At 71.3% G+C, this 23982-nt stretch carries 18 protein-coding genes; 5 read left to right on the forward strand and 13 right to left on the reverse strand.

Annotated elements, in window-relative coordinates; translation table 11 throughout:
• Positions 1-166 precede the first annotated feature (166 nt).
• Positions 167-2521: a hypothetical protein gene (locus FHW79_RS32645; RefSeq protein WP_183179313.1), complete on the forward strand. Its 2355-nt coding sequence runs from the start codon at positions 167-169 to the stop codon at positions 2519-2521.
• A gap of 112 nt (positions 2522-2633) precedes the next feature.
• Here FHW79_RS32645 and FHW79_RS13010 read toward each other — a convergent pair whose 3' ends face one another.
• Complete coding sequence (locus FHW79_RS13010; protein WP_247884345.1) at positions 2634-6938, reverse strand: response regulator; 4305 nt, start codon at positions 6936-6938, stop codon at positions 2634-2636.
• Between the two features lie 182 nt (positions 6939-7120).
• Entirely contained in the window at positions 7121-7981 is an 861-nt protein-coding gene (locus FHW79_RS13015; protein WP_183179314.1) for a DMT family transporter, read from the reverse strand.
• 137 nt (positions 7982-8118) lie between these two features.
• Here FHW79_RS13015 and FHW79_RS13020 point away from each other — a divergent pair, with 137 nt between their 5' ends.
• The gene (locus tag FHW79_RS13020; RefSeq protein WP_183179315.1) at positions 8119-9516 is read left to right on the forward strand and encodes a PLP-dependent aminotransferase family protein; all 1398 of its coding nucleotides are present in this window, start codon (positions 8119-8121) and stop codon (positions 9514-9516) included.
• 8 nt (positions 9517-9524) lie between these two features.
• On the opposite strand, the gene lspA is transcribed toward FHW79_RS13020, so the two are convergent.
• Together lspA and FHW79_RS13030 are read right to left on the reverse strand one after the other, a co-directional pair.
• Positions 9525-10052: a signal peptidase II gene (gene lspA / locus FHW79_RS13025; protein WP_183179316.1), complete on the reverse strand. Its 528-nt coding sequence runs from the start codon at positions 10050-10052 to the stop codon at positions 9525-9527.
• A gap of 11 nt (positions 10053-10063) precedes the next feature.
• Positions 10064-12259: a heavy metal translocating P-type ATPase gene (locus tag FHW79_RS13030; protein WP_183179317.1), complete on the reverse strand. Its 2196-nt coding sequence runs from the start codon at positions 12257-12259 to the stop codon at positions 10064-10066.
• A gap of 109 nt (positions 12260-12368) precedes the next feature.
• Here FHW79_RS13030 and FHW79_RS13035 point away from each other — a divergent pair, with 109 nt between their 5' ends.
• Positions 12369-12800 carry a helix-turn-helix domain-containing protein gene (locus FHW79_RS13035; RefSeq protein WP_183179318.1) on the forward strand — a complete coding sequence of 144 codons (432 nt, stop codon included), beginning with the start codon at positions 12369-12371 and terminating at the stop codon, positions 12798-12800.
• 52 nt (positions 12801-12852) lie between these two features.
• Complete coding sequence (locus tag FHW79_RS13040) at positions 12853-13815, forward strand: bile acid:sodium symporter (protein ID WP_183179319.1); 963 nt, start codon at positions 12853-12855, stop codon at positions 13813-13815.
• A 15-nt stretch (positions 13816-13830) separates the two neighbouring features.
• Here FHW79_RS13040 and FHW79_RS13045 read toward each other — a convergent pair whose 3' ends face one another.
• From FHW79_RS13045 to FHW79_RS13085, 9 genes are all read right to left on the reverse strand, one after another.
• Entirely contained in the window at positions 13831-14547 is a 717-nt protein-coding gene (locus FHW79_RS13045) for an SDR family oxidoreductase (RefSeq protein ID WP_183179320.1), read from the reverse strand.
• Positions 14540-15625, reverse strand: a complete 1086-nt coding sequence (locus tag FHW79_RS13050; RefSeq protein ID WP_183179321.1) for an ABC transporter substrate-binding protein — start codon at positions 15623-15625, stop codon at positions 14540-14542. The genes FHW79_RS13045 and FHW79_RS13050 overlap by 8 nt, the downstream gene beginning before the upstream one ends.
• Positions 15626-15701: 76 nt before the next feature.
• On the reverse strand, positions 15702-16562 hold the full coding sequence (locus FHW79_RS13055) for an ABC transporter permease (protein WP_109138944.1): 861 nt from the start codon (positions 16560-16562) through the stop codon (positions 15702-15704).
• The gene (locus FHW79_RS13060) at positions 16562-17368 is read right to left on the reverse strand and encodes an ABC transporter ATP-binding protein (RefSeq protein ID WP_247883135.1); all 807 of its coding nucleotides are present in this window, start codon (positions 17366-17368) and stop codon (positions 16562-16564) included. The genes FHW79_RS13055 and FHW79_RS13060 overlap by 1 nt, the downstream gene beginning before the upstream one ends.
• A gap of 19 nt (positions 17369-17387) precedes the next feature.
• Complete coding sequence (locus FHW79_RS13065) at positions 17388-18638, reverse strand: sialidase family protein (RefSeq protein WP_183179322.1); 1251 nt, start codon at positions 18636-18638, stop codon at positions 17388-17390.
• Between the two features lie 5 nt (positions 18639-18643).
• Positions 18644-19546: a dihydrodipicolinate synthase family protein gene (locus tag FHW79_RS13070; protein ID WP_183179323.1), complete on the reverse strand. Its 903-nt coding sequence runs from the start codon at positions 19544-19546 to the stop codon at positions 18644-18646.
• A 78-nt stretch (positions 19547-19624) separates the two neighbouring features.
• Entirely contained in the window at positions 19625-20779 is a 1155-nt protein-coding gene (locus tag FHW79_RS13075) for an iron-containing alcohol dehydrogenase (RefSeq protein WP_183179324.1), read from the reverse strand.
• Positions 20780-20795: 16 nt separating this feature from the next.
• The gene (gene pdxA, locus FHW79_RS13080; protein ID WP_183179325.1) at positions 20796-21824 is read right to left on the reverse strand and encodes a 4-hydroxythreonine-4-phosphate dehydrogenase PdxA; all 1029 of its coding nucleotides are present in this window, start codon (positions 21822-21824) and stop codon (positions 20796-20798) included.
• On the reverse strand, positions 21821-23002 hold the full coding sequence (locus FHW79_RS13085) for a four-carbon acid sugar kinase family protein (protein WP_183179326.1): 1182 nt from the start codon (positions 23000-23002) through the stop codon (positions 21821-21823). Before FHW79_RS13085 ends, pdxA begins: the two co-directional genes overlap by 4 nt.
• A 157-nt stretch (positions 23003-23159) precedes the next feature.
• On the opposite strand from FHW79_RS13085, the gene FHW79_RS13090 reads away from it, so the two are divergent.
• On the forward strand, positions 23160-23942 hold the full coding sequence (locus FHW79_RS13090; RefSeq protein WP_211108258.1) for a FadR/GntR family transcriptional regulator: 783 nt from the start codon (positions 23160-23162) through the stop codon (positions 23940-23942).
• Positions 23943-23982 lie beyond the last annotated feature (40 nt).

Consider the following 23982-nt stretch of genomic DNA (forward strand, 5'->3'; position numbering starts at 1 on the left):
CGAATCCGTCCACGCCTTGATGCCACCGGAGCCCCGACCGCTCAAGCGCCCACTCGTCGCCGTCGCCCGGTGGGACGCCCCACATGTCTTATATTGTATTATCAAACTTGTTATGCAATGTATCAGCCGTTGCGGCGCGCCGCCCCCTTGCCCGAGGTCCCGTCCCATGAGCGATCCCGTCTCCGCCGGCCACATCGCCCCCGCCGGCCTTTACGAACGGAACAAGGCCCGCCCGTTCCTCGGGGCGACCGCCTGTTCCCACCGGCGGCTGGTGGCCGGCGAGTGGACCGAGGTGGCGCTGACCTACGAGGTCGGCGGGTCGGGTCTCGCCGACGGGGCGGGAATCAAGCTGGCGATGAAGTTCTATTCGGACTGGGCGCTGTTCCAGACCAGCGACCCCACGGCAGCCAACTTCGTCTCCGCCGAGTACGAGGCGGGACCGCTGGTTCCGGGGCAGAGCCCGGCGACCGTGCAGGCGCTGAAGGTGCGCTTCGACCAGAAGGGGCACGAGCGGCCCTATCAGAAGGCCATCGTCATCGACGTGATCGACGGCTACCTGAATCCCGGCGACCGCATCGTGATCCGGCTGGGCGACCGGCGCCAGGGCGGGCCGGGCACACGGGTGCAGACCTTCGTCGAGCAGGGTTTCCGCTTCCGTGTCTTCATCGACCCGCTGGGCAGCCAGAAATACGCGGAGGTGCCGGGCGATTGCGTGATCGACATCGTGCCGGGCGTTCCCGCCGCCCTGCGGCTGGTCGCGCCACGGCTGATCGCCCCCGGCCCGGCCTCGCTGCTGCTGCGCGCCGACGACGCTTGGGGCAACTGCTGCCTCGACACCACGCTGGACGCCACTTTGACCGTCACCGGGCCGGGCGGCGAGAGAGCGCTTGCGGTCGCGCTGGCTCCCGATCCCCAGGCGAACGGCTGGCTGGTCCGGCGCGAGGCGCTCGACCTCGGCGCCGGGGAATGGCGGATCGCCGCGACGGCGCCGGGCCTCGCCCCCGCCGAAGCCTTCGTCACCGCCGAGGACGGGGCGCCGCGCTCCGTCTACGCCGACCTGCACGTCCATTCCAACGACACGGTGGGCACCAACGATACCGCCTACAACCTGTCCTACGGTCGTGACGTGGCCGGGCTGGACGTGCTGGGATACACCGCCAACGACTTCAACGTGACGGAGCGCGCCTGGACCGAAGCGGTGGGCCTGATCGACCGCTACAACGAGCCGGACCGCTTCGTCTGCTACCCCGGCACGGAATGGTGCGGCAACTCCGCGGCGGGCGGCGACCACAACGTGATCTTCCTGCGCGACGGCGCGCCGCGCTTCCCGGCGAACGGGCGGGGGCAACCGGTGCGCTCCTTCGAATGGAACGAGTCGACCCGCGGCGCGCTGCGCCCCGGCGCCTGGCCGCTTGACGACCTTTACGCCGCCTATCGGGACGATCCCGAGGGCCATCTGCTCATCCCCCATGTCGGCGGGCGGCGCTGCAACCTCGATTGGCACCATCCAGAGCTGGAGCGGCTGATCGAGATCGGCTCCGCCTGGGGCCAGTTCCACTGGGTCTATGCCGAGGCTCTGGCCCGCGGCTACCGGCTCGGCGCCTCGGCGAGCAGTGACGAGCATCAGGGACGCTGCGGCGGCGGAGCGCCGGCGACCGCCGTGTTCGGGGCGCGCGGCGGGCTGACCGGCGTCTTCGCCGACCGGCTGGACCGCGCGTCGGTGGGCCGGGCGCTGCGGGCGCGGCGGACCTTCGCGACCACCGGGGAGCGCAGCTTCGCCAGCCTGCGGCTGGGCGACCGCTGGATGGGCGAGGTGGTCTCGGGCACGGCGGGGGATGCGCTGGACTACCGCCTGCTCGGCGACCGGGGATGGGAGAACCTGCGCCTGTTCGACGGCGACCGGCTGGTTTGGGAGCGCGACCTGCACCGCGAGCTGGGCCTGTCGGAAACGAGGATCCGCCTGCGGCTGGGCGGCGCCCGCATCAAGGACCGCTACCGCGGCGCCTACTGGGACGGCGGGATCACCATCACCGGTGCCGCCGTGCAGCGGGTCGAGCCCTTTGGCTTCGACCACCCCGAGCAGGGCTGCTGGCGCCGCGACGCGACCACCGTCGCCATCCGCACCGTCACCCACGGCGACAGCGACGGGGTGGAACTGGCGCTGTCGCGGCTGGCGGGCGCGCGCCTCCAGGTGCGGCTCGCCATTGGCACCTATGTGAAGGTGGGAAACCCGCTGACCCCGCCGCCCAACCCGCACGCCCCGGAAGCGGTTCTGGACATCGACGGCGACGCGCTGCTGGCCGACGCGGACGCCGGGCACGTCACCCGCACCCTGCCCGGCACCGAGTTGGAGGTGACGGTGGAGCGCGTCACCGAGGCGCCGCTGCCCCGCGACCTTGCCGGGCACATCCCGCTCGCCGACCTCAGCCTCGCTCCGGGCCGCGAGCATCCGCTGTTCCTCACCGCGCGCCAGCGCGACCAGTCGCGGATTTGGACCTCAGCCCTGTTCCTGACGCCGTGAGCCCTCCGCTCAGCACCTTGCCAAGTCCGCGGTGGCGGAACGGCGGGCGTCCGGCCATGGGGCCGGCCCTGACGATGCGCGCCCGCGTCCTGGAGGCGGCGGGACAGGAACCTCAGCGGGACGACCCGCCCGCCTCGTCCAGCGCCCTGGCCAACGCTGCCTCGTCGTAGGGTTTCGGCAGGTGGACGCCGCCGTCGGGCGCCCGGTCGGCCCCCGAGGCGAAGACGACCGGCAGGCCAGGGTGACGTTTCCGCAGCGCGGCGGCCAACTGCTCTCCCGACATCCCCGGCAGGCTGATGTCCGTCAGCAGGAGGTCGACCGGCTCTGTCCGGGCGATCGCCATGGCCTCCTCGGCATTGCCGGCTTCAACGACCGCGTGACCGAGGCTTGCCAGCATGTCCACGGCGACGAGGCGGATCAGCGCATCGTCCTCGACCAGCAGCACGCGCAGGCCCCGGCGGTCGCCCGTTCCCGCCGGCGCGGGTTCGGCGGGCGGCTGCGCCGCCGCTCCCCCCGGGGCGGACTGGCCCTTCGTCCTCTGCTGCTGGTTGCCCAGGACATGCCGCACTTTGCGGGCCAGCGCCTCGCGGGTGTAGGGCTTGCTCAGCAGCTCGACACCAAGATCGAGACGCCCGCCATGGACGATCGCGTTCTCGGTGTAGCCCGAGGTGAACAGGACAGCGATCCCCGGCAGCCGTTCCTTCGCGCGGCGCGCCAGCTCCGGGCTGCGCAACGCCCCCGGCATGACGACGTCGGTGAACAGCAGGTCGATCGGCACGCCGCTTTCCACGATGGCCAGCGCGCTCTGCGCGTCCCGCGCCTTGAGCACACGGTAGCCGAGGTCGGCCATCATCTCGACCACGGTTGCGCGCACGTCGTCGTCGTCCTCGACCACCAGAACGGTTTCCGACCCGCCGGCCTCCGGCCCGTTGTCGATCACCGTCACGACGTCTTCCGCCTGATGCGCGCGTGGCAGGTACACGCGGACCGTGGTTCCCTGGCCGGGCTCGCTGTAGATCTTGACGTGACCGCCCGACTGCTTGACGAAACCGTAGACCATGCTGAGGCCGAGGCCGGTGCCCTGCCCCTCCGGCTTGGTCGTGAAGAACGGCTCGAAGACGTGATCCAGCACGTCCGGCGGAATGCCGCAGCCGGTGTCCGTCACCGCCAGCATGACATATTGGCCGGGCGTCACCTCGGCGTGCCGGGCGGCGTAGGGGTCATCCAGGAAGGCGTTGCCGGCCTCGATGGTCAGCCGGCCGTGGCCGTTCATCGCGTCGCGGGCGTTGATCGCCAGGTTGAGCAGCGCGTTCTCGACCTGGCTCTCGTCGGCGAAGGTGGTCCACAGGCCCCCGGTGATCATGGTCTCGATCTCGACGCCCTCACCGAGCACCCGGCGCAGCATCTCGTCGAGGCCGCGGACGAGCCGGCCCAAATTGACCACCCGAGGAGCCAGGGGTTGGCGCCGGCCGAAGGCGAGGAGCTGGGCGACCAGCTTCGACCCCCGGCTGACACCGCTCAGCGCGTTCTGCAACCGCTGCTCGGCGCGGCCATTCCCCGCGATGTCCTTCGCCAGCAGCTGGAGGTTGCCGGAGATGACCTGGAGCAAGTTGTTGAAATCGTGCGCCACCCCGCCGGTCAACTTGCCGACCGCGTCCATCTTCTGGGCTTGGCGAAGCTGCGCCTCGGCGCGTTCCCGCTCGGCGATGGCCGAGGCGATGCGCTGCTCCAGCAGGTCGTTGAGCCGTCGTTGGGCATCCTCGACCTCCTTGCGCTCGGTGATGTCGATCACCGAACCGATGTAGCCGAGGAACCCGCCGTCCGAACCGAAGCGCGGGGCGGCGGCGTCGATCGCCCAGCGATAGACCCCGTCGGTCCGCCGCAGCCGGTATTCCAGCCGGAACGCCTCCTGCTTCGCGTTGGCGGTCAGGAACACGTCCGCCGCAGCCTGCTTGTCGTCGGGATGGATCGCGTCCAGCCAGCCGAACCCCAACCCCGTCTCGGGGGTCTGGCCGGTGAACTCGTACCAGGACTTGTTGAGGTAGGTGCAGGAGGCGTCGAGTTCGGTGACCCAGACCATCACCGGGGCGTGGTCGGCGAGATTGCGGAAGCGCGCCTCGCTCTCGCGCAGCGCGTTGTCCGCCTCGCGGCGCAGGCGCACCATCGCCAGGGCGGTGTCGACGCGGGCGATCAGTTCGCGCGCCGAGAACGGCTTGACCAGATAATCGTCGGCGCCCGCCGACAACCCCTCGACGCTCGCCTCCTCGCCGGCGCGGGCCGACAGCAGGATGACCGGCAGGTCGCGCAGATGGGCATCCTCGCGGATCGCCCGCAGCAGGCCGAAGCCGTCCAGAACGGGCATCATGATGTCGGTCAGGACGAGGTCCGGGCGGTTCGCGCGCATTGCCGCCAGGGCGGCCTCCCCGTCGGGAACGGCATCGACGATGTAGCGGCCATTCAGCAGGCGGCTCACATAGTCGCGCATGTCGGCGTTGTCGTCGGCCAAAACGAGACGCGGACACTCGCCTGTCACCGGCACCACGACCGTCTCCGCCGCGCCGATGAACGGTGCCGGCGCATCGCCTTCGGCGGCGGCCGAGCCGGGCAGCCAGCGCAGCGCCTCCTCGACGTAGGTCTGGGTTCGCACGCCGGTCGAGGCGCCGGTCGGCTCCGACAGGACGCGCTCCTGCGGCAGATGGGCGGTGCCGTACGGAAGGGTGATGATGAAGGCCGACCCGCGCCCCAATTCGCTCTCGACCCGGATCGCCCCGCCATGCAGCTTGACGAGTTCCTGGACGAGGGCGAGGCCGATGCCAGTGCCTTCGTGGCTGCGCCCCCGCGCGCCCTCGACCCGGTGGAAGCGCTCGAACAGGCGCGGCAGCTCGGATTCGAGGATGCCGGTTCCGGAATCGCGCACCACCAGTTCGACACCCCCGTCGACCGGCTTAAGAGAGACCGCGATCCCACCGTCGAAGGTGAACTTGAAAGCGTTCGACAGCAGATTGAGGACGACCGTTTCCCACATTCCACGATCAACATGGATTGGCGCCGGCAGCGGTGGGCAGTCGACGGTGAGGCGCAGCCCGGCCCGCTCGCAGGCCGAGCGGAAGCCGCTCGCCAGCTCGGCCGTGTAGGCCGCGAGGTCGGTCGGCTCATAGCGCGCCTGGGTCCGTCCGGCCTCGATGCGTGAAAAGTCCAGAAGCGCGTTGACGAGCTTGAGCAGGCGCTGCCCGTTGCGATGGACCACCACCAGATTCTCGCGATGGTCCCGCATCCGCTCCGGCTCGGCCTGCAACACCTCCTCCAGCGGACCGAGCATGAGGGTCAGCGGCGTGCGGAATTCGTGGCTGATGTTCGAGAAGAACACCGTCTTGGCGCGGTCGATCTCGGCCAGCATCTCGGCCCGCCGCCGCTCGGCCTCGTAGGTCTGGACGTTGGTGATGGCCGCGGCGATCTGCCCCGCCACCAGACCGAGGAAGCGCCGGTAATCGTCGTCGAACAGGCGGAACGGATTCAGGCCGACGACAAGGAGGCCGGCCCGGCCCGCCTCGCCGCTGGCCGGGATCGGGATCGTCGCGGCCTGGGCGGGCGGGCGGCGCCAAACGCCGGGCGGCAGGTCAGCGCCGAACATCGCCGCCAAATCATCGACCAGCACCGCGTCGTGGAGCGTCGGGGTGAAGGGCCACACCGACGTGCCGTCCACCGCCAGAACCTCGGGAGCCGCCGGGTGGCCACGCTCGATGCCGCAGGACCCGGCGAGGGACGCGCTGGAACCGTCGGGCTCGGCCACGTAAAGCAGCGCGAAGGGCAGATCCCGCGGATTGGTGGCGAGGGCCTGGGCGCTGCGCTCGCACACCTCCGGCAGGGTGCGGGCGTCAGCGGCGCCCGCGGCGAGATCGCGCAGCAAGGTTAGCTGCCGTTCACCGATGATCCGTTGCGTGTCGTCGGTGTTGGCGCAGATGATGCCGCCGGGGCTGCCGTCGTCGTCGGGGACCGGGCTGTAGGAGAAGGTGTAGTAGGTCTCCTCCGGATAGCCGTTGCGCTCCATGACGAGGAGCTGCCCCTCGACGTAGGTCCCCTCGTCGCCCGTCATGGCCGTCGCCAGCATCGGGCCGATGTCGCCCCAGATCTCCCGCCAGACGACCGACGTCGGCCGTCCGAGCGCCCAGGGATGCTTGCCGCCGATGATGGATTTGTATGCGTCGTTGTAGAAATAGATCAGGTCCCGGCCCCAGCCGACCCAGATCGGCTGGCGGGACGTCAGCATGATCCGTACCGCGGTCTTCAGGCTGCGCGGCCAGTCCTCGGGCGGGCCGAGCACCGTCGACGCCCAGTCGAACGCGCGCATCTGCGCGCCCATCTCGCCGCCGCTGGCGAGGAAATCGGGAGCGGCGGAGACGTCGGTCTCGTTGGACATGCGTAGGCGTCCCGTCCTTCCTGTTCTCATTCCCCCACAACAGGGGCGTGACCGTTGGTGCACAGCGGGACGCCACTTTAAGCTGATCTGGGGGACGGCGGCGAGAAACGATTTGTTAGCCCAATAGCAATAGGTCGGGCTTCAAATCCGAAAGGAGCAGCGTCGGAGACCGGGATCGCCACTCAGGCGAAGCGCTTCGCTCCGGCGACGCACAGCACGATCAGCCCGGCCACGGCGATCATGCTCCAGCCTACCGGCTCGTTCAGCAGAAAGCCCGCCAGCGTCAGTCCGAAAAAGGGCTGGAGCAGTTGCAGCTGTCCGACCCCGGCGATGCCGCCGAGCGCCAGCCCCCGGTACCAGAAGATGAAGCCGATCAGCATGCTGAAGACGGAGACGTAAGCGAGGCCGATCCAGGCCGAAGCCCCAATGCCCGACCAGCCGTCCGGCATGGTCGCCAGCGCCAGGCCGGCCATCACCGGCGTCGTCAGCACGAGCGCCCAGGAGATCACCTGCCAGCCGCCCAGACGGCGCGACAGCACCGCGCCTTCGGCGTAGCCCAGCCCGCAGAGCAGGATGGCGGCCACCATCAGGGCAGCCCCGGTGAGCGACGCGCCGCCGCCCTGCGCCAGGGCGAAGCCGACCACCGCGAGGCTGCCAAGGCCCGAGAACAGCCAGAAGACCGGCTTCGGCCGCTCCCGGCCGCGCAGCACGCCGAACAGCGCGGTGGAGAGCGGCAAGAGGCCGATGAAGACGATGGACTGCGCGGAGGTGATGTGGCGGAGCGCCAGCGCGGTGAGCAGCGGAAAGCCGACGACCACGCCGAGCGCCACGACCGCGAGCGGCGCGAGGTCGCCGCGCCGTGGGCGGGCCTGCCGCAGCGCGGCCAGCAGGGCTCCCGCCAGCAGGGCGGCGATCAGCGCCCGCGCCGAGGTCAGGAACAAGGGCGAGAAACCGCCGACCGCGACGCGCGTCGCCGGCAGCGATCCGCTGAAAATGAGCACGCCCAGCAACCCGCTGCCCCAACCCGCTGTCGCCCACCGCATCCCGTGATCCTTTCCCGTCCCGCGCTTATCGCGGAGCGAGCCTACGCGGCGGACGCTGGCGGAGACAGCGACGGTCCCATACAATCGCACCGAACTGTATTGGTACTGCGTGCAACACACCTGTCGAAGGCGGCGTGATGACGAACCGACTGGGCACACGGACGACGGAGGTTATGGACGCGATCCGCCAGAGGATGGCGGACCGTCGCCTGTCTCCGGGCGAGCGCCTCCCCTCCATCCGTCGCTTCGCCGCGACCATGGGCGTGTCGCCCTCGACCGTGGTGGAGGCCTATGACCGTCTCGCCGCGGACGGCGTGATCCGCTCGCGGCCCGGTTCCGGCTTCTATGTGTCCGGCGCCCTGCCGCCGCTGGCGCTGGCCGAGGCCGAACCGCGCCGCGACCGCGCCATCGATCCCTTCTGGGTGTCGCGCCAGTCGCTCGATTCCGGTGCGGAGATGCTGAAGCCCGGCTGTGGGTGGCTGCCGGCGGACTGGATGCCCAACACCGCCCTGCGCCGCGCCCTCCGCCGTCTCGCAAACGCCGACGATGCCCTGCTGGCGGATTATGGAAGCACGCGCGGCTCGCCCGCCCTGCGCCGGCTCCTGGCCCGGCAGTTCGCGGAGGAAGGAATCGCCGTCAGTGCCGACCAGATCCTTCTGACCGGATCGGGGACCCAGGCGATCGACCTGATCTGCCGTTTCCTGCTGCGCCCGGGGGACGCGGTGCTGGTCGACGACCCCTGCTACTTCAACTTCCAGGCCCTGCTGCGCGCCCATCAGGTCCGCATCGTCGGCGTCCCCTACACGCCGAGCGGCCCGGACACCACGCTCTTCGCCGCGGCGCTGGCCGAGCACCGGCCCCGCCTCTACATCACCAACGCGGCGCTGCACAACCCGACCGGCGCCACGATGTCGGCGCAGACGGCGCACCGGCTGCTCAAGGCCGCCGCCGCCCACGACGTCACGATCGTCGAGGACGACATCTTCGCCGGTTTCGAGCCGGACCCCTCGCCGCGCCTCGCCGTCCTCGACGGGCTGGCCCAGGTCATCCGGATCGGCAGCTTCTCCAAGACGCTCTCCGCCTCGGTCCGCTGCGGCTACCTCGCGGCGCGGCCGGACTGGGTGGAAGCGCTGGTCGATCTCCAGGTCGCGACGAATTTCGGCGGCCCCAGCCCGGTCGCCGCTGACCTCGTCCTGGCGATCCTCGGCGACGGCGGCTACCGCAAGCATCTCGACGGGCTGCGCCGCCGTCTGGCGCGGGCGCGGCGCGAGACGGCGGACCGGCTGGTGGCCCTTGGCCTGGAGCCCTGGCTGATGCCGCGCGGCGGCTTCTATCTGTGGTGCCGCCTGCCGGAGGGCCGGGACGCGGCGGCCGTCGCGCGGGCGGCGCTGGACGAACGGGTGGTCCTCGCCCCCGGCAACGTCTTCAGCGCCAGCCAGTCGGCCACCGGCTTTCTGCGCTTCAACGTCGCCCAGATGGGCGACCCGCGCGTCTTCGAGGTCCTGAAGCGCGCCACGGTGGCCGCGGAGCCATAGGCTCCGGGTCAGCGGGGGGCGTCGTCGCCGGGCCTCTTGCGCGGCCACAGACCCGAGATCAGCAGCAGCCCGACTCCGCCGGTGATGCCGATGTCGGCGACGTTGAAGGTCGGCCAATGCCAGCCGAAGGCGTGGAGGTCGATGAAGTCGGTGACGGCGCCCTGGCGAAGGCGGTCGACGATGTTGCCGATCGCCCCGCCCGCGATCGCCCCGAAGCTCGCCGCCTCGGCGCGGCTGTCCGAACGGGCCGCCCAAACCACGAGAACCGCGACGACGAGCAGCGCGGCGCCGGACAGCAGCCAGGGGCCGTAAGGGTTGTCGTTCTCCAGCAGGCCGAAACTGACCCCGGTGTTGAAGCCGAGCACGAAATTGAGAAACGGCGCGACCTCGATCAGCCGCGGCGGGTCCAGGAGCTGGTCCAGCGCAACCCATTTGGTGAGCTGGTCGAGCACCAGGATCACGGCGCCGATGGTGCCCGCCAGTTTCAGACCGGCCGACCTCAAACCAGCGGACGGGGCCGCCCATGGCAAACTCATGATGGTCTCCTTCAAGCAATCGCCGGCGTCGGCGCCGGGCTCGCACCCTTGCGGCGGAGCAGGCGCAGCGCGTTGAGCGTGACGAGGATGGTGGCCCCGGTGTCCGCCAGGATGGCCAGCCACAGGTCGGTGATACCGAACAACGTCGTCACCAGGAAGATCGCCTTCAGGCCGAGCGCGAAGGCGACGTTCTGGTGGATGTTGGCCAGGGTCGCCCGCGACAGGGTGACGAGTTCGGCCACCCCCTCGACGCGGTTGCCGAGCAGGGCGGCGTCGGCGGTCTCCAGCGCGACGTCCGTGCCGCCGCCCATGGCGATTCCGACGTCGGCGGCGGCCAGCGCCGGGCCGTCGTTGATGCCGTCGCCGATCATCGCGACCGTCCCCTGCCCTTTCAGGCCGGCGATCGCGCGCAGCTTGTCCTCCGGCAAGAGTTCGGCCTCGACCGGCAGGCCGAGCGTCCGGGCGACCGCCTGACCGGTGCGGCGGTTGTCGCCGGTCAGCATGACGCTGCGCACGCCGAGCCCGCGCAGCGCGGCGATCCCCCGCGCGGCGTCAGGCCGCGGCTCGTCGCGCAGCGCCAGCAGGCCGACGGGCCGGCCGTCCGCCAGGACCACGGCGACTGTCTTGCCCTCCTCCTCGAAGGCGGCGACGGTGTCGGCGGGCAAGGACCCGGCGCCGGCCCGCTCAACGGCGTGGCGGGGGGAGCCGACCTCGATCAGGCGCCCGCCGACAACCGCCTGCACCGCCCGCCCCGGCACGGCCTTGCGGTCGCGGGCCGGGCGCAGCGGCACGCCGTCCGCCGCCGCACGCTCCAGGATGGCGCGGGCCAGCGGGTGGGCCGAGCCGCTCTCGACCGTGGCGGCGAGGCCGAGCAGCGTGCGCTCGCTTCCGTCGAGCGGAACGATGTCGGTGACGCGCGGCTGCCCGAGGGTCAGCGTGCCGGTCTTGTCGAAGGCGATGGTCCGCACCTTGCCGATCGCCTCCAGCGCGGCGCCGCCCTTGATGAGCAGGCCACGGCGGGCACCCGCGGCGATCCCGGAGGCGATGGCCGCCGGGGTGGACAGCACCAGCGCGCAGGGGCAGCCGATCAGCAGCAGCGCCAGACCACGGTAGATCCAAGTGTGCCAGTCCCCGCCGAAGGCCAGCGGCGGCACCAGGACGGTGAGGACCGACACGGCGATGACGGCCGGCGTGTAGCGGGCGCTGAACCGCTCGATCCAGCGGGCGGTCGGCGACTTGGCGGCCTGCGCCTCCTCGACCAGCTGGACGATGCGGGCGATGGTGTTGTCCGACGCCTTGCGGGTCACGCGGACGCGCAGCACCCCGGTGGCGTTGATGCCGCCCGCAAAGACCGGGGAGCCCACGGTCTTGGCGACCGGGACGGACTCGCCGGTCACCGGGGATTCGTCGATGTCGGACTCGCCCTCCTCCACCACGCCGTCGGCGGACACGCGGTCGCCGGGCCGGACCAGCACGAGCTGCCCCACCTCCAGCCGCTCCACTGGCACCGCGCGGGCGCTTTCCCCCTCGATCAGCAGGGCGGTCCGCGGGACCAGAGCCGACAGAGCCCGGATGCCCGAACGGGCGGTCCCGGCGGCGACGCCCTCCAGCAGCTCGCCGATGGCGAAGAGCAGGACGACCACCGCGGCCTCCTCCGCCTCTCCGATCGCCAGCGCGCCGAGCGTCGCCACCGACATCAGCATTTCGATGCTGAAGGGCGAACCGGAGCGGGCGAGCCGGACGGCGCGGCGCCCGAAGACGGCCAGCCCGAACAGGGCGGCGGGCATCGGCGCGTAATCCGCCACGCCTGGCGCCATCCAGGACAGCGGATAGCCGCCGGCGACCAGCAGGGCGATCAGGATGGTGATGCGGCCCCGGCCGGTCCGCCACCAGCGGGGCTCCGTCGCGGCGCCGTTGTCAGTCACCACCCCGTCGCTCTCGGAAACATGAATGGTGTCGGCGGCCTCCACCCCGAAGCCGAGCCCGCGGATCGTCGCCTCGACCGTCGCGCGCGGCGTCGCCGCCTCGTCCAGCGTCAGCCGCAGAATCTGCGAATGGTGGTTGAGCCCGACGCCGGACGCCCCCGGCAGGCGGCGCAACGCGGTTTCGATCTTGCCGACGCAGCTCGGGCAGTCCATGCCCGCCACCTTGTAGCGCAAAGCCTGCCCGGTGCCCGGCGCGTCGGCCTCCAAAGTCCTGTCCTGCATGATCCACTCCGACCGGCGGTGTGGCCGGCCGCGCCGTTTCGGGGTGCGCGGCTGCCTGTCGTGCGCTACCATGGACCCTGGAGTTACTACAGGGTCAAGAGGGTTTGTGATGGCGAAACAGGAGCTGTCCATCGGCGCGCTCGGCAAGCTGACCGGCACCAAGGTCGAGACCATCCGCTTCTATGAGAAGATCGGCATCCTGCCGGCGCCTGCCCGGACCGCCGGCAACTACCGCAGCTATGGCCACGACCATGTGCGGCGGCTGACCTTCGTCCGGCGGGTGCGGGACCTCGGCTTCCCGCTAGAGACCGTCCGGGCGATGCTCGACCTCGCCGACCAGCCGGACCGCCCCTGCGGCGAGGTCGACGCCCTGGTCCTCGGGCAGCTCAACGAGGTGGAACGGAAGATCGCCGATCTGGAGCGCCTGCGCGACGAACTGGACCGGCTGGCCCACCAGTGCCGGCGCGGCGGCCGGGTGGCCGAGTGCCGCATCATCGAGGCGCTGTCGCCCCACCACGAAGACGGCCACTGCTGCCCGTGACCCGGCCGGCCCGGACTCCGAAAAACACGATTTCACCAACAGGAACCGAGCCATGGCCGCCCTCACCCGCGCGGATCTGGAAAACCATCAGGTCCCCGTCTATTTCGCTGCGGTCGCCGCCGGTCTGCTCGCCGCCGCTGTGCTGCCGGGCGACAGCTGGGGGGCGGGGATCAACCCGTCCCTCGCCGCGCTGATCTACGTCACCTTTCTCCAGGTCCCGCTGGGCGACCTGCGGCGGAGCATGACCAACACCCGCTTCCTGTCGGCCTTGCTGCTGGTCAATTTCGCGGTGGTGCCCTGCGTGGTCTTCGGGTTGGTCTCCGTCCTGCCCGCGGAGCAGGCGCCGGTGCGTCTCGGCGTGCTGCTGGTCCTGTTGGCGCCCTGCATCGACTATGTCGTCGTCTTCACCCATCTCGGGCGCGGCGACGCGCGGCTGGTGCTGGCGGCGACGCCGGTGCTGCTGCTCGTCCAGATGCTGCTTCTGCCGGTCTATCTCGGTCTTTTCGCCGGAGAGGGGGCGGCGGCCCTGATGCGGCCGGGACCCTTCATCGACGCCTTCGTCTGGTTGATCGCCGTGCCGCTGGCGCTGGCCGGGGCGACGCAGGCCTGGGCGGCGCGCGGCGGTGCCGGAAAGACCGCCGCGGACGCCCTGGCGTGGCTGCCGGTGCCGCTCATGGCGGTGGTGCTGTTCCTGGTCGCCGCGGCGGTCGCCGCCGACGTGGCCGCCCAGGCGCGGGCGGTGGCCCTCGCCGTGCCGCTCTACATCGCCTTCGCGCTGGCGATGCCCTACGCCGGTCGGGCGGTGGCGCGCCTGTTCCGGCTGGAGACCGAAGCGGCGCGGGCCGTCGTCTTCAGCGGCGGCACGCGCAACTCCCTGGTCGTCCTGCCGCTGGCCTTCGCCGTCCCGGACGGCGGGGCGCTGGTGCCCGCGGTGGTGGTGACGCAGACGCTGGTGGAGTTGGTGGCGATGCTCACCTACGTCCGCTGGGTGCCGCGCCTCGTGCCGGCGCGGTGAACCGGAAAAGGCGCTTCACACCAGGGAGGCACCGCCGCACACTACGATGCGCTGGCCGGTGATGCTGGCCGCCGCGTCCGACAGCAGGAAGGCGGTCAGCGCCGCCACCTCCTCCGGCTTCACGAAGCGGCCGATGGGGGGACGCTTCGGCTGCACGCCGGCGCGGTTGGGGTCGGCGAGCATCGGCGTGTCGGTGGCGCCGGGGGCGACCACGTTCACCGTGACGCCGCGCGGCGCCTGCTCGATCGCCCAGGAGCGGGCCAGCCCCGACAGCGCCGCCTTGCTGGCCGCGTACTGGCCGCGCCCGGCCGAGCCGTCCGAGGTTCGGCTGCCGATCAGCACGACGCGCCCACCCTCCTCCATGGCGGGGACGGCGTGCTCCACGAGCTGCGTCGCCGCCTCGACATGCAGGCGCCACATCGCCTTCGCATCGGCCGTGGCGCTCTCCGCCTCGCCCAGCCGGCCGACGCGCAGGATGCCGGCGGCGTGGACCACCGCCCGCACCGGCGGCAGGCCGGCCAGGGCGTCGGCCAGCGCCCCGGCGTCCATCAGGTCGACGGCGACGAAGCGCAAGGCCGGATGCGTGATGGCCGGGGCGGTGCGGCTCAGCCCCACCACCTCCCAGCCGTCGTCCAGCAGCCGGGCGGCGATGGCGGCACCGATGCCGGAGCTGACCCCGGTCACCAGCGCCCGGCCCGGCGAAGCAGGCCGCCCCTCCGGCCGGTCAGCCATTGTAGCTCATCGCCTGGGCCTTCACCGCCTCGGCGTCGAAGGCGTTGATGCCGTCGATCAGGTCATTGGTGTAGAAGCGCGACAGGTCCTTCGCCTCCATACCGTTCAGCGCCATCTCGGTGGTGAACTCGTCCGGGTTGATCTGGCCCATCTTGAAGCCCGGATAGGGCGGCTGGTAGAGCTTGATGCGGCGGCTGACCGCGACCAGCACCGCCTTGACCGCTTCCTCCTCGCTGCTGCCGCGCGGCGCGGTCTCCGGGTAGAGCTTGAGGAAGGCCTTGGCCCCTGCCGTCGGGTTGGCGAGCAGGAAGGTCGAGGCCTTGGCTGCCGACCGGCCGAAGCCGACCATCAGCGCGCGGTCGGTCTTCAGCCGCTCGCGCAGCGTCATCAGGAACTGGCCGCCGATCATCGGCAGGCCCTGCGGGCGGATCAGGATCTCGAAGGGGATGCCCGCCCCCTCGATCAGGCCGAAGCCGGTGTCGTAGTAGGCGAGCGCGTCGACCGCTCCGCGCTGCAGCGCCACGCCGGCCGGCACGCCGCCGCCCACCGCCGTCCACTTCACGTCGCGGTCGGGGTCGATGCCGAGATTCTTCAGGACGTTGCGGGTCACCGGATACTCGGTGCCGCCGAAATCGGACACGCCGATGTTCTTGCCCTTGAGGTCCGTGTAGGTCTTGAGCGCCGAGCCCGGCTTCACCGCCACGTCCCATTTGTAGGGGTAGGTGTACTGGTAGAAGCTGATGGCCTCGCCCCATTCGCCCTTGGCGAGGATCGGCAGCGCGTAGGACGGCACGGCGATGCCGACCTCCACGTCGCCGCGGTCCACCGCGACCTGGACGTTGGCGTTGCCGCCCACCGCCATCCCCTTGACGGTGAAGCCCTCGGCGGCGTTGTAGCCCAGCGCCTCGCCGATCAGCAGGTTGATGACGCTGGCGTTCAGCGACTTCAGACCGACGCCCAGCCGCACGGTGCGCGGGGCGGACTGCGCGAAGAGCGAGCGCGGGCCGAGCGCCATGGCGGCGGCGAAGACGCCGGCGGCCTGCAGGCACTGGCGGCGGGTGACGCTGAAGTTGGTCATGATGGTGTCCTCCCCCTTGCTTGTGTTGTTTGGGCTTGTGTTGTTTGGTTTGAAATCGTGTCGTCCGGGCCGCCGGTCACTTACGGCCGCGGTTGCCCCAATGGACGATGCGCTGCTCCAGACCGCGCACGATGCCGTGCAGCAGGATGCCGAAGGCGCCAAGGATCACCAGGGCCGCGAAGACGCCGGCCACGTCGGTCACCGCCTGGGCCTGGGTGATGACGACGCCCATGCCCTGCTGCGCGCCCAGGAACTCCGCCACGATGGTGCCCAGCAGGGCGTAGACCACCGCCATGTCCAGGCCGGCGAAGATGTAGGGGGCGGCGTTCGGCAGCTTGACGATGCGGTAGGTCTCGAAGCGCGAGGCGGAGAGCGAGCGCATCAGGTCGATCTTCTCCGGATCGACGGAGCGCAGGCCGGTGAAGCTGTTGATCAGGATCGGGAAGAAGGACAGCAGGCCGGCGATGGCGATCTTCGACCCGTCGCCGAAGCCGAACCAGATCACCACCAGCGGCGCGATGGCCACCTTGGGCAGGCTCTGCAGGGCGAAGGCGTAGGGCATCAGCAGCTTTTCGATGGTGCGGCTCTCCGCCATCAGCGAGCCGAGAAGCAGCCCGAGCCCGCCGCCGGCCGCCAGACCGATGGCCGCGTTCTTCAGCGTGCCCCACAGCGGCAGATAGTAGCCGAGCGGGTCGGAGGGCGACACCGCCAGACCCGACCACAGCGCCTTCCACACCGCGGCGGGCGACGGCAGGATGTAGGACGGCACGTCGAGGAAGCGGACGGCGAGCGCCCAGCCGGCGAACAGCGCCACCAGCCCCAGGCCGGCGATCAGCGTGCCGTTGACCGGACGCGGGGCGCGCGGCGGGGATTCGGAGGCGGGAGCGCTCTCGATGGTGGGATCGGCGACCGCCAGCGTGATGTCGGGCTTGCTCATCATTCCTCTCCCTGTCCGGTCAGAAGCGCGCGGATCTCCTTGGCGAGCGCCGGGTAATCCGGGTGGCTGATGATGGTGTCGTTGCTGCGCGGGCGCGGGATGTCCACGGTCAGCTCGCGCAGCACGCGGCCGGGGCGCGCGGACATCACGATCACCCGGTCGGCGAGGAAGATCGCCTCGGAGATCGAGTGGGTGATCAGCATCACCGTCTTGCCGGTGCTCTGCCAGATACGCTGCAGTTCCAGGTTCATCCGCTCGCGGGTCAGGGCGTCCAGCGCGCCGAACGGCTCGTCCATCAGCAGGATGCGCGGGTTGCGCACCAGGGCACGGCAGATGCCGGCGCGCTGCTGCATGCCGCCCGACAGCTCGTAGGGGTAGCGCCCGCCGAAGTCCTTCAGGCCGGCAACCTCCAGCAGGCGGTCCACGTCGTCCGCCCCGTCGGGCCGACCGCCGCCGACGCGCAGCGGCAGCGCCACATTCTCGCGCACCGTCAGCCAGGGCAGCAGGTTGGCCTGCTGGAACACCACGCCGACGTCGCGCGACGGGCCGGAGACCGTCTTAGTGCCGAGCATCACCTGCCCGCTGTCGTAATCGTCCAGTCCGGCCAGGATGCGCAGCAGCGTGCTCTTGCCGCAGCCCGACGGGCCGACGACGCAGACGAACTCGCCGTCGGCGATGTCGAGGTTGATGTTCGACAGCGCCTGGACCCGGCCGGCGGCGTAGGTCTTCTTCAGGTTGCGGATCTGGATCAGCGTCGGTGCGACCGGCCGCAGGCCGGCGATGGGCGCCATCTGTGTCGCTCTCATGGGCATGCTTCCTTCCCCCTTATCGCCCGCTGCCGGATTCGACCGGGCCGGCCTCGACCCAGCCGGGCGGCAGTTCGGTGTACTTGATCGCCTGCCGGAAATAGGTGAAGGCGATGCGCAGCCGGCCGTCCGGCGTCTGGAGAATGGCCGGGTAGGAGAACTCCCGGTTCAGCTTCTCCTTCGAATTGTTGGTCATGCAATAGCCGTCGCCGACCTCCAGGTCGCGGCGCAGCGGCCAGGTCACCCCGCCGTCGGAGGACAGCGCCAGGGTCAGCGGCGCGCGCGGCGCCCCCCAGAAGGCCGTTCGCCCCTCCGCCGGAGGCTCGGCAACAGGCTCTGCGGAAGACGCTTCAGGAGTTGCGTCCTCGATGTCGTCGTACAGGCCCAGCCGGCGGCCGGTCGCGTCGGCGGCGCTGGCGTGGTTGTAGACGATGGCCAGACGCCCGTCGGACAGGGCCGTCACCTGGATGGAGGAGTTGTTGTTGGGCAGTTCCGTCGGCTCCGGCGCGGTCCAGCTCCGCCCGCCGTCGCTGGACAGGCTGCGGTAGACATGGTCGGCCCAGCGGCTGCGGTAGAAGGCGGCCAGCCGCCCATCCGCCAGCGGAACGATGTTCATGTGGACGCAGCCGGTGCTGTCGGGGACCGCGTGCTCGGTCCAGGTCCGGCCGCCGTCGCTGGAGATGCGCACGGCGCTGGTGTCGTGGTCGCCCACCCAGGCGCGGCCCGGCGTGCCGTGGCACAGGAAGGTCGGCAGCAGCCAGTCGCCGTTGTCCAGCACCACCACCGGCTGGCGGATGAAGACGCCGGTGTGACCCTCGGCCTCGAACAGGGTGCGCACCGGTCCCCAGCTCCGCCCCTGGTCGGCCGAGACACGGCAACGCACGATGGCGGTGTCCTGGTGGCCGGAGATCTGGGCGGTGTACATCAGCCACAGCGTGCCGTCGGGCGCCAGAAACAGCACCGGGTTCTGCTCCGACCGGGCGGGGTCGTCGGACAGCTTGACCGGCGCCTCCCAGCGGTCGCCGCCGGCCGGCAGGCGGGCGACGTGGATGGAGACGTCGGGGATGCCCTCCTGCGTGCCGCCGAACCAGGCGCACAGCAGGTCGCCGCTGAGCAGCAGCGCCAGATTGGCGGCGTGGTTCTGCACGCAGGGCGACGGCAGGTAGGCGTCGATGCGCCGGGGATCGTCGGCCGCCGGGACGAGCGGGCCGCGGCGCTCCGGCGCCGGCGGCGGGGCGGCCTGATGGGACAGGGTCGATGCGGTGGTCATGGTCGTCACTCCTGCGAACCGTCGGCGGCCTCGGCGTAGCGGGCGGCCAGGGTGGCGATGGCGCGGTCGGCCTCCTCGTCGATCAGCACCGGGCCGCGGCTGTGGCCGACCTCCGGCATGGCGTGGCACAGCGCCCGCTTGACCATGGAGGGCGGAAAGCCCAGCGCGTAGAGGTCCTTGCGGAGCTGGCCGAAATGGGCCTGGGCGGCCTCCGCGGCCTCGTTTTCGCCCGCCATGAAGGCGGTCCAGATGCGGTTCAGCGTCAGCGGCGCAACGTTCCCCAGACCGGAGACGCAGCCGGCGGCGCCGTTGCGCAGCCCGTGCAGGATCAGCGAATCCGGGCCGACCATCACGTCGAAATCGTCGCGCTCGCGGGACACGGCGAGGAAGCCGTCCAGGCTGTCCTGCGAACCGGCGCTGTCCTTGATGCCGACGATGTTGGGATGGTCGGCCAGGGTGCGGGTGGCCTCCGGGGTCAGCGTGTTCCCGGTGCGCGCCGGGATGTTGTAGAGGAAGAGCGGCACGGTCAGCGCATCCGCCACCCGGCGGTAATAGCCGATCAGCTCCTCCTGCGAGCAGGCGATGAAGGACGGCGTGATCGCCGACACCGCCTTGACGCCCAGCCGGGCGATCGCGCGGCCCAGCGCGATGGTCTGGTGGGTGGAAATCTCGCCGATGTGGGCCAGCACCGGCACGCGGCCGTCGGCGGCCTCCACGCACAGCTCGGCGGCGCGGCGCTTCTCGTCGACGGAGAGCGCGTAGAACTCGCCGTTGGTGCCCGCGCAGAAGATGCCGTTGCCGGCCGCCGCCTGCCGCGCCACCTGCCGGCGCAGCGCCGCCTCGTTCATCCGCTCCTCCGCGTCGAAGGGGGTGACGACGGCGACGAAGGGTCCTGTGATCTTGCTCATCGCATCTACCTTGGGCGTTTCCAGGGGCGTTTTCTTGGGGGTCCGGCTTCGGTCCGGACCGTCGTCAGTAGGCGGCCGTCAGTAGGCGGCGCGGTACATCGCCAGTATGTCGTCGCGCCCGACCGGGCGCGGGTTGTTGTCGAGCAGGCGTCGGATGGCGTGCGCCTCCTCGGCCATGCGCGGCAGGTCGTCCTCCGACACGCCGAGGTCGGAGAGCGACATGGTGCAGCCGAGCGCCAGACACCAGCCATGGGCCGCCTGAAGAACCGCCGCCGGCTCGCTGACCGGCTTCAGCCCCAGCGCCGCCAGCACCCCCGCCGTCTTCTCCGGCACCGCCGGGGCGTTGAAGGCCAGGACATGGGGGAAGACCAGGGCGTTGGCCGCGCCGTGCGGCACATGGTGGCGGGTGCCCAGCGGGTAGGCGACGGCGTGGCCCGCCGCCGTGTTGACCGGCCCCAGGCAGAATCCGCCGTAGAGCGAGGCCAGGGCCAGACCGGCCCGCGCCTCACGGTCGGACCCGTCGGCGACGGCGCGCGGCAGCCAGCGCCCGATCAGCCGGATGCCCGCCAGCGCGTAGAGGTCGATCGCCGGATGGGCCTTGCGGTTGGTGTAAGCCTCGACGCAGTGGGCCAGCGCGTCCACCCCGGTGGCGGCGGTGACCGCCCGCGGCACGCTCATCGTCAGGTCGGGGTCGACCACCGCCAGATCGGCCAGCATGTGCAGGCTCTGCACGGCGATCTTGCTGGCGGTGGCCGGGTCGGTGACCAGGGCGCGGGTGCCGGCCTCGCTGCCGGTGCCGGCGGTGGTCGGCACCTGGGCCAGGGCGGCGCGCTTGGACCGCACCCGTTCCGCCCCGGCGACGTCGGCGAGGGTCTGGCCGCTGCCCGGCAGCACCGCCGCCAGCTTGGCCAGATCCATGGCGCTGCCGCCGCCGAAGCCGACGACGAGCTGCGGCTCCGCCGCCTCGGCGACGGCCAGCAGGTCGTCGAGGTTGGCGGTGTCCGGCTCCGGCCGCACGCGGTCGAAGACCGTCACCGCGCCCGGCAGGTCGAGCAGCCCGATGCGGGCGGCGTTGAAGGCGTCGGCCACCACCAGCGTGCGGGCGATGCCGTTTTCCCGCGCCCAGGCGCCGACCGAGGCGACCAGACCGCCGCCGAACAGGACGCGCGGGGGCCGGACCAGCTCGATGGGCGCGAACATGTCAGGCGGGGTGGCGTGGATGGACTCCGTCATGGCGGGTGCTCCTTCCTCAGCCGGCCAGCCGGCGGGCGGCGGCCAGCTTCTCGGCGTAATCGATGGCCTCGATCAGGCTCAGCTCGTTGGCGATGCCCTTGCCGGCGATGTCGAAGGCGGTGCCGTGATCGACGGAGGTGCGGATGATCGGAAGCCCCAGCGTGATGTTGACCCCGCTCAGCGCGTCCCACCGGCCGGTCGCCGGATCGACGTGGAAGCCCAGCAGCTTGACCGGGATGTGCCCCTGATCGTGGTACATGGCGACCACCGCGTCGAACTGGCCGGCGCGCAGCTTGACGAACACCGTGTCGCCCGGCACCGGCCCCACCACGTCCAGCCCCTCGGCGACGCAGCGCTCGATGACCGGGGTGGTGATCTCGATGTCCTGGCGGCCGAACAGCCCGCCTTCCCCGGCGTGGGGGTTCAGGGCGGCGATGGCGATGCGGCGGCGCTCCAGACCCAGCCCGGCCAGCGTCTCGTCGGTGCGGTCGATGACGTAGCGCAGCCGCTCCGGCGTCAGGCGCTTCGGCACGTCCTCCAGCGCGATGTGGGTGGTGACGTGGCTGACCCGCATGTTGCCGTGGGCCAGCATCATCACCGAGCCGCGGGCGCCGGTCAGCTCGGCCAGCAGGTCGGTGTGGCCGGCGAAATGGTAGCCGGCCTTGTTCATCGCCTCCTTGTTCAGCGGCGCCGTGACCAGCCCGTGGATGCGCCCGGCCTCGGCCAGCCGCACCGCGCGCTCCACCGCCAGATAGGCGAAGCGGCCGCCATCCACCGACAGTTCGCCGGGGCGGATCGGTTCGCCCTCCGGCCCGGCCTGCAGGCAGGCGAGCGCCGGCCATTCCTCGTCCGCCGTCACCTCGGGGAAGGCGAGGTCGCTGCCCAGCGCCGCGCGCGCCGCCATCAGCGCCGGGTTGCTGCCGATCACCAGAAGCCGCAGGCTCCCGGAGTCCAGCCGCTCCTTCAGGCGGGCGCAGGCCTTCACGATGATCTCGGGTCCGACGCCGGCCGGATCACCCATGGTGATGGCCAGATGGGGGGTCATGCTCGTTCTCCTCGCTGCCGCCACGGCGTGCCGCGGCGCGTTGGTTCCGGTTCCGCCCGGTCCGCGTCGGGGGTGCCCCCGCGGATCAGCCGGCGCAAAAGATGGAGGTCGCCGAAGGCGCCCGATTTGGAGACGACGCGCACCCCGTCCCAAGCGCCGCCGCGCAGGGTCGAGCAGGGCACGCCGGGCAGCAGGGCGCCGTCGAGGTCGAGGCGACCGGCGCCGAGCGCCTGACACAACGCGCGCAGCGTCTCGCCGCCCGACACCAGCAGGGTCGCCGGCGGGACGAGGCGGCGGGCCAGCGCGCCCAGTTCCCGCCCGATGCGCTCGGCCGCCGCGTCGCGCGCCAGCCCGTCGGGCAAGTCGAGGCGGATCAGCGCCGCGCCACGCTCTGCCAGACGTCCGGCGACGCGGGCCGCTGAGGCGGTTCCACCGTCCGGCAGGATCATCACGTCGCCGCCGCAGGCGTCGAGCTGGGCCATCGTCACCGGATGATCGGTGCCGAACAGCCCCAGCAATGGCCGGGGCAAGGGATCGGGCGACGGCGCCGGTCCGCGACCGGTTTCCATCACCGCCGCCAGGGCCGCCGCCAAGCCGCCGCTGCCGCACCACAGCACCCGGCCGGACAGGGCCAGCCCGGTGGCCGCGATGGCGGCGAGGTCGGCGTCGGTCTCGGCGTCCCACAGGCTGACGCCGGGCGGCACCGGGTCGCCGGGCCGGCACAGCCGCACCCGCTCGCCTTCCGCTTCCAGGGTGGCTGCCAGATCCGTGGCGACGGCCGTGCAGCCGTCCGCGCCCTTGACGCGCTGGCGACCGTCGCGCGTCACCCGCCCCTGGAAGGGAAAGGCCGGGGCGACGATGCAATGGTCCGGACGGTCCACCGCCATCCAGGCGGCGACCTCCGCCGCGCCATGGCCACGCAACAAACTGTCCAGCTTGGCGAAGCGCAGCGCCTCGCCGCCCGGAAGGCGGGTCGCCAGAGCCGTCACCCGCCGCCGCGCCGCCGCCGCGTCGCCGATGTCCCGCGTGCCGGTGTCGAGCGCCACCGAGGCGCCCGCCGCCAGACCGGCGGGAACGCCCTCCCAATGGACCGCGACCAGGCGGTCCGGGCCGGCGAAGGCCGCCGCGCTGTCCAGCGCGCCGGTCAGGTCGTCGGCGATCAGGTGAAGCGGCGGCATGGCATCCCGACCCGTTGTTCAAGGCCGGATCATTGAGACACACAACAAATCACCTGTCAACATGTTGTAATGTTGATTGTTGCTTTTCCGCTTGAACCACCCGCCAGAATGGGTTTACATCTTTACAAGTTGACAGGACGTCGCAGGAGAAGGCCGCATGGAGTCACGCGATCGGGGAATGGAGGACGGCGCTTCGCCGATGCCCGAGGATGGCGAGGGCCACACCGCGGCGCGGGCGCGCCACACGCCTCTCGTCCAGCGCGTCTACCAGCTCCTGCTGACCCAGATCAGCGCCGGCGACTACCAGCCGAACGAGCGGCTGCCGGGGGAAAACGAACTCGCCACGCGCTTCCAGGTGTCGCGCCCCATCGTGCGCGAGGCGCTGCGCCGGCTGCGCGACGAGGGGATGATCTACTCGCGCCAGGGCGCCGGCAGCTTCGTGCGGGCGACGGTGGAGGAAAGCCGGCCGCTGCTCGGCTACGCGCCGGTGGAGACCATCGCCGACATCCAGCGCTGCTACGAGTTCCGCCTGACCATCGAGCCCGACCACGCCTATCACGCCGCCCTGCGCCGGAACGACGCGGCCCTGTCCAACATCGTAGCGGCGCTCGACCTGATGGCCGACGCGACCCGCGCCCACCGACACCGGGACGACGCGGACTTTGCCTTCCACGCCGCCATCGCGGACGCCGCGAACAACCATTACTACGCGTCGTCGATGCAGGCGCTGAAGGACCACATCGCCGTCGGCATGAAGTTCCACGGCTCGTCGCTGCTGGGGCCGAGCGGCGGGCTCTCCCACGTTCTGGAGGAGCATCGGGGCATCTTCGAGGCCATCCGCAACCGCGACGCCGACACCGCGCGGGCGCGCATGCGCCGGCATCTGGAAGGGTCACGCGACCGCGTGTTTGAGGGACGGGTGCTCGACCTGTCGCTGTGATCCGGGAACCCTGAGTCCCGTCACCCTGTCATCACACTCG

This window comes from Azospirillum sp. OGB3, assembly GCF_014192915.1.
GTDB lineage: Bacteria > Pseudomonadota > Alphaproteobacteria > Azospirillales > Azospirillaceae > Azospirillum.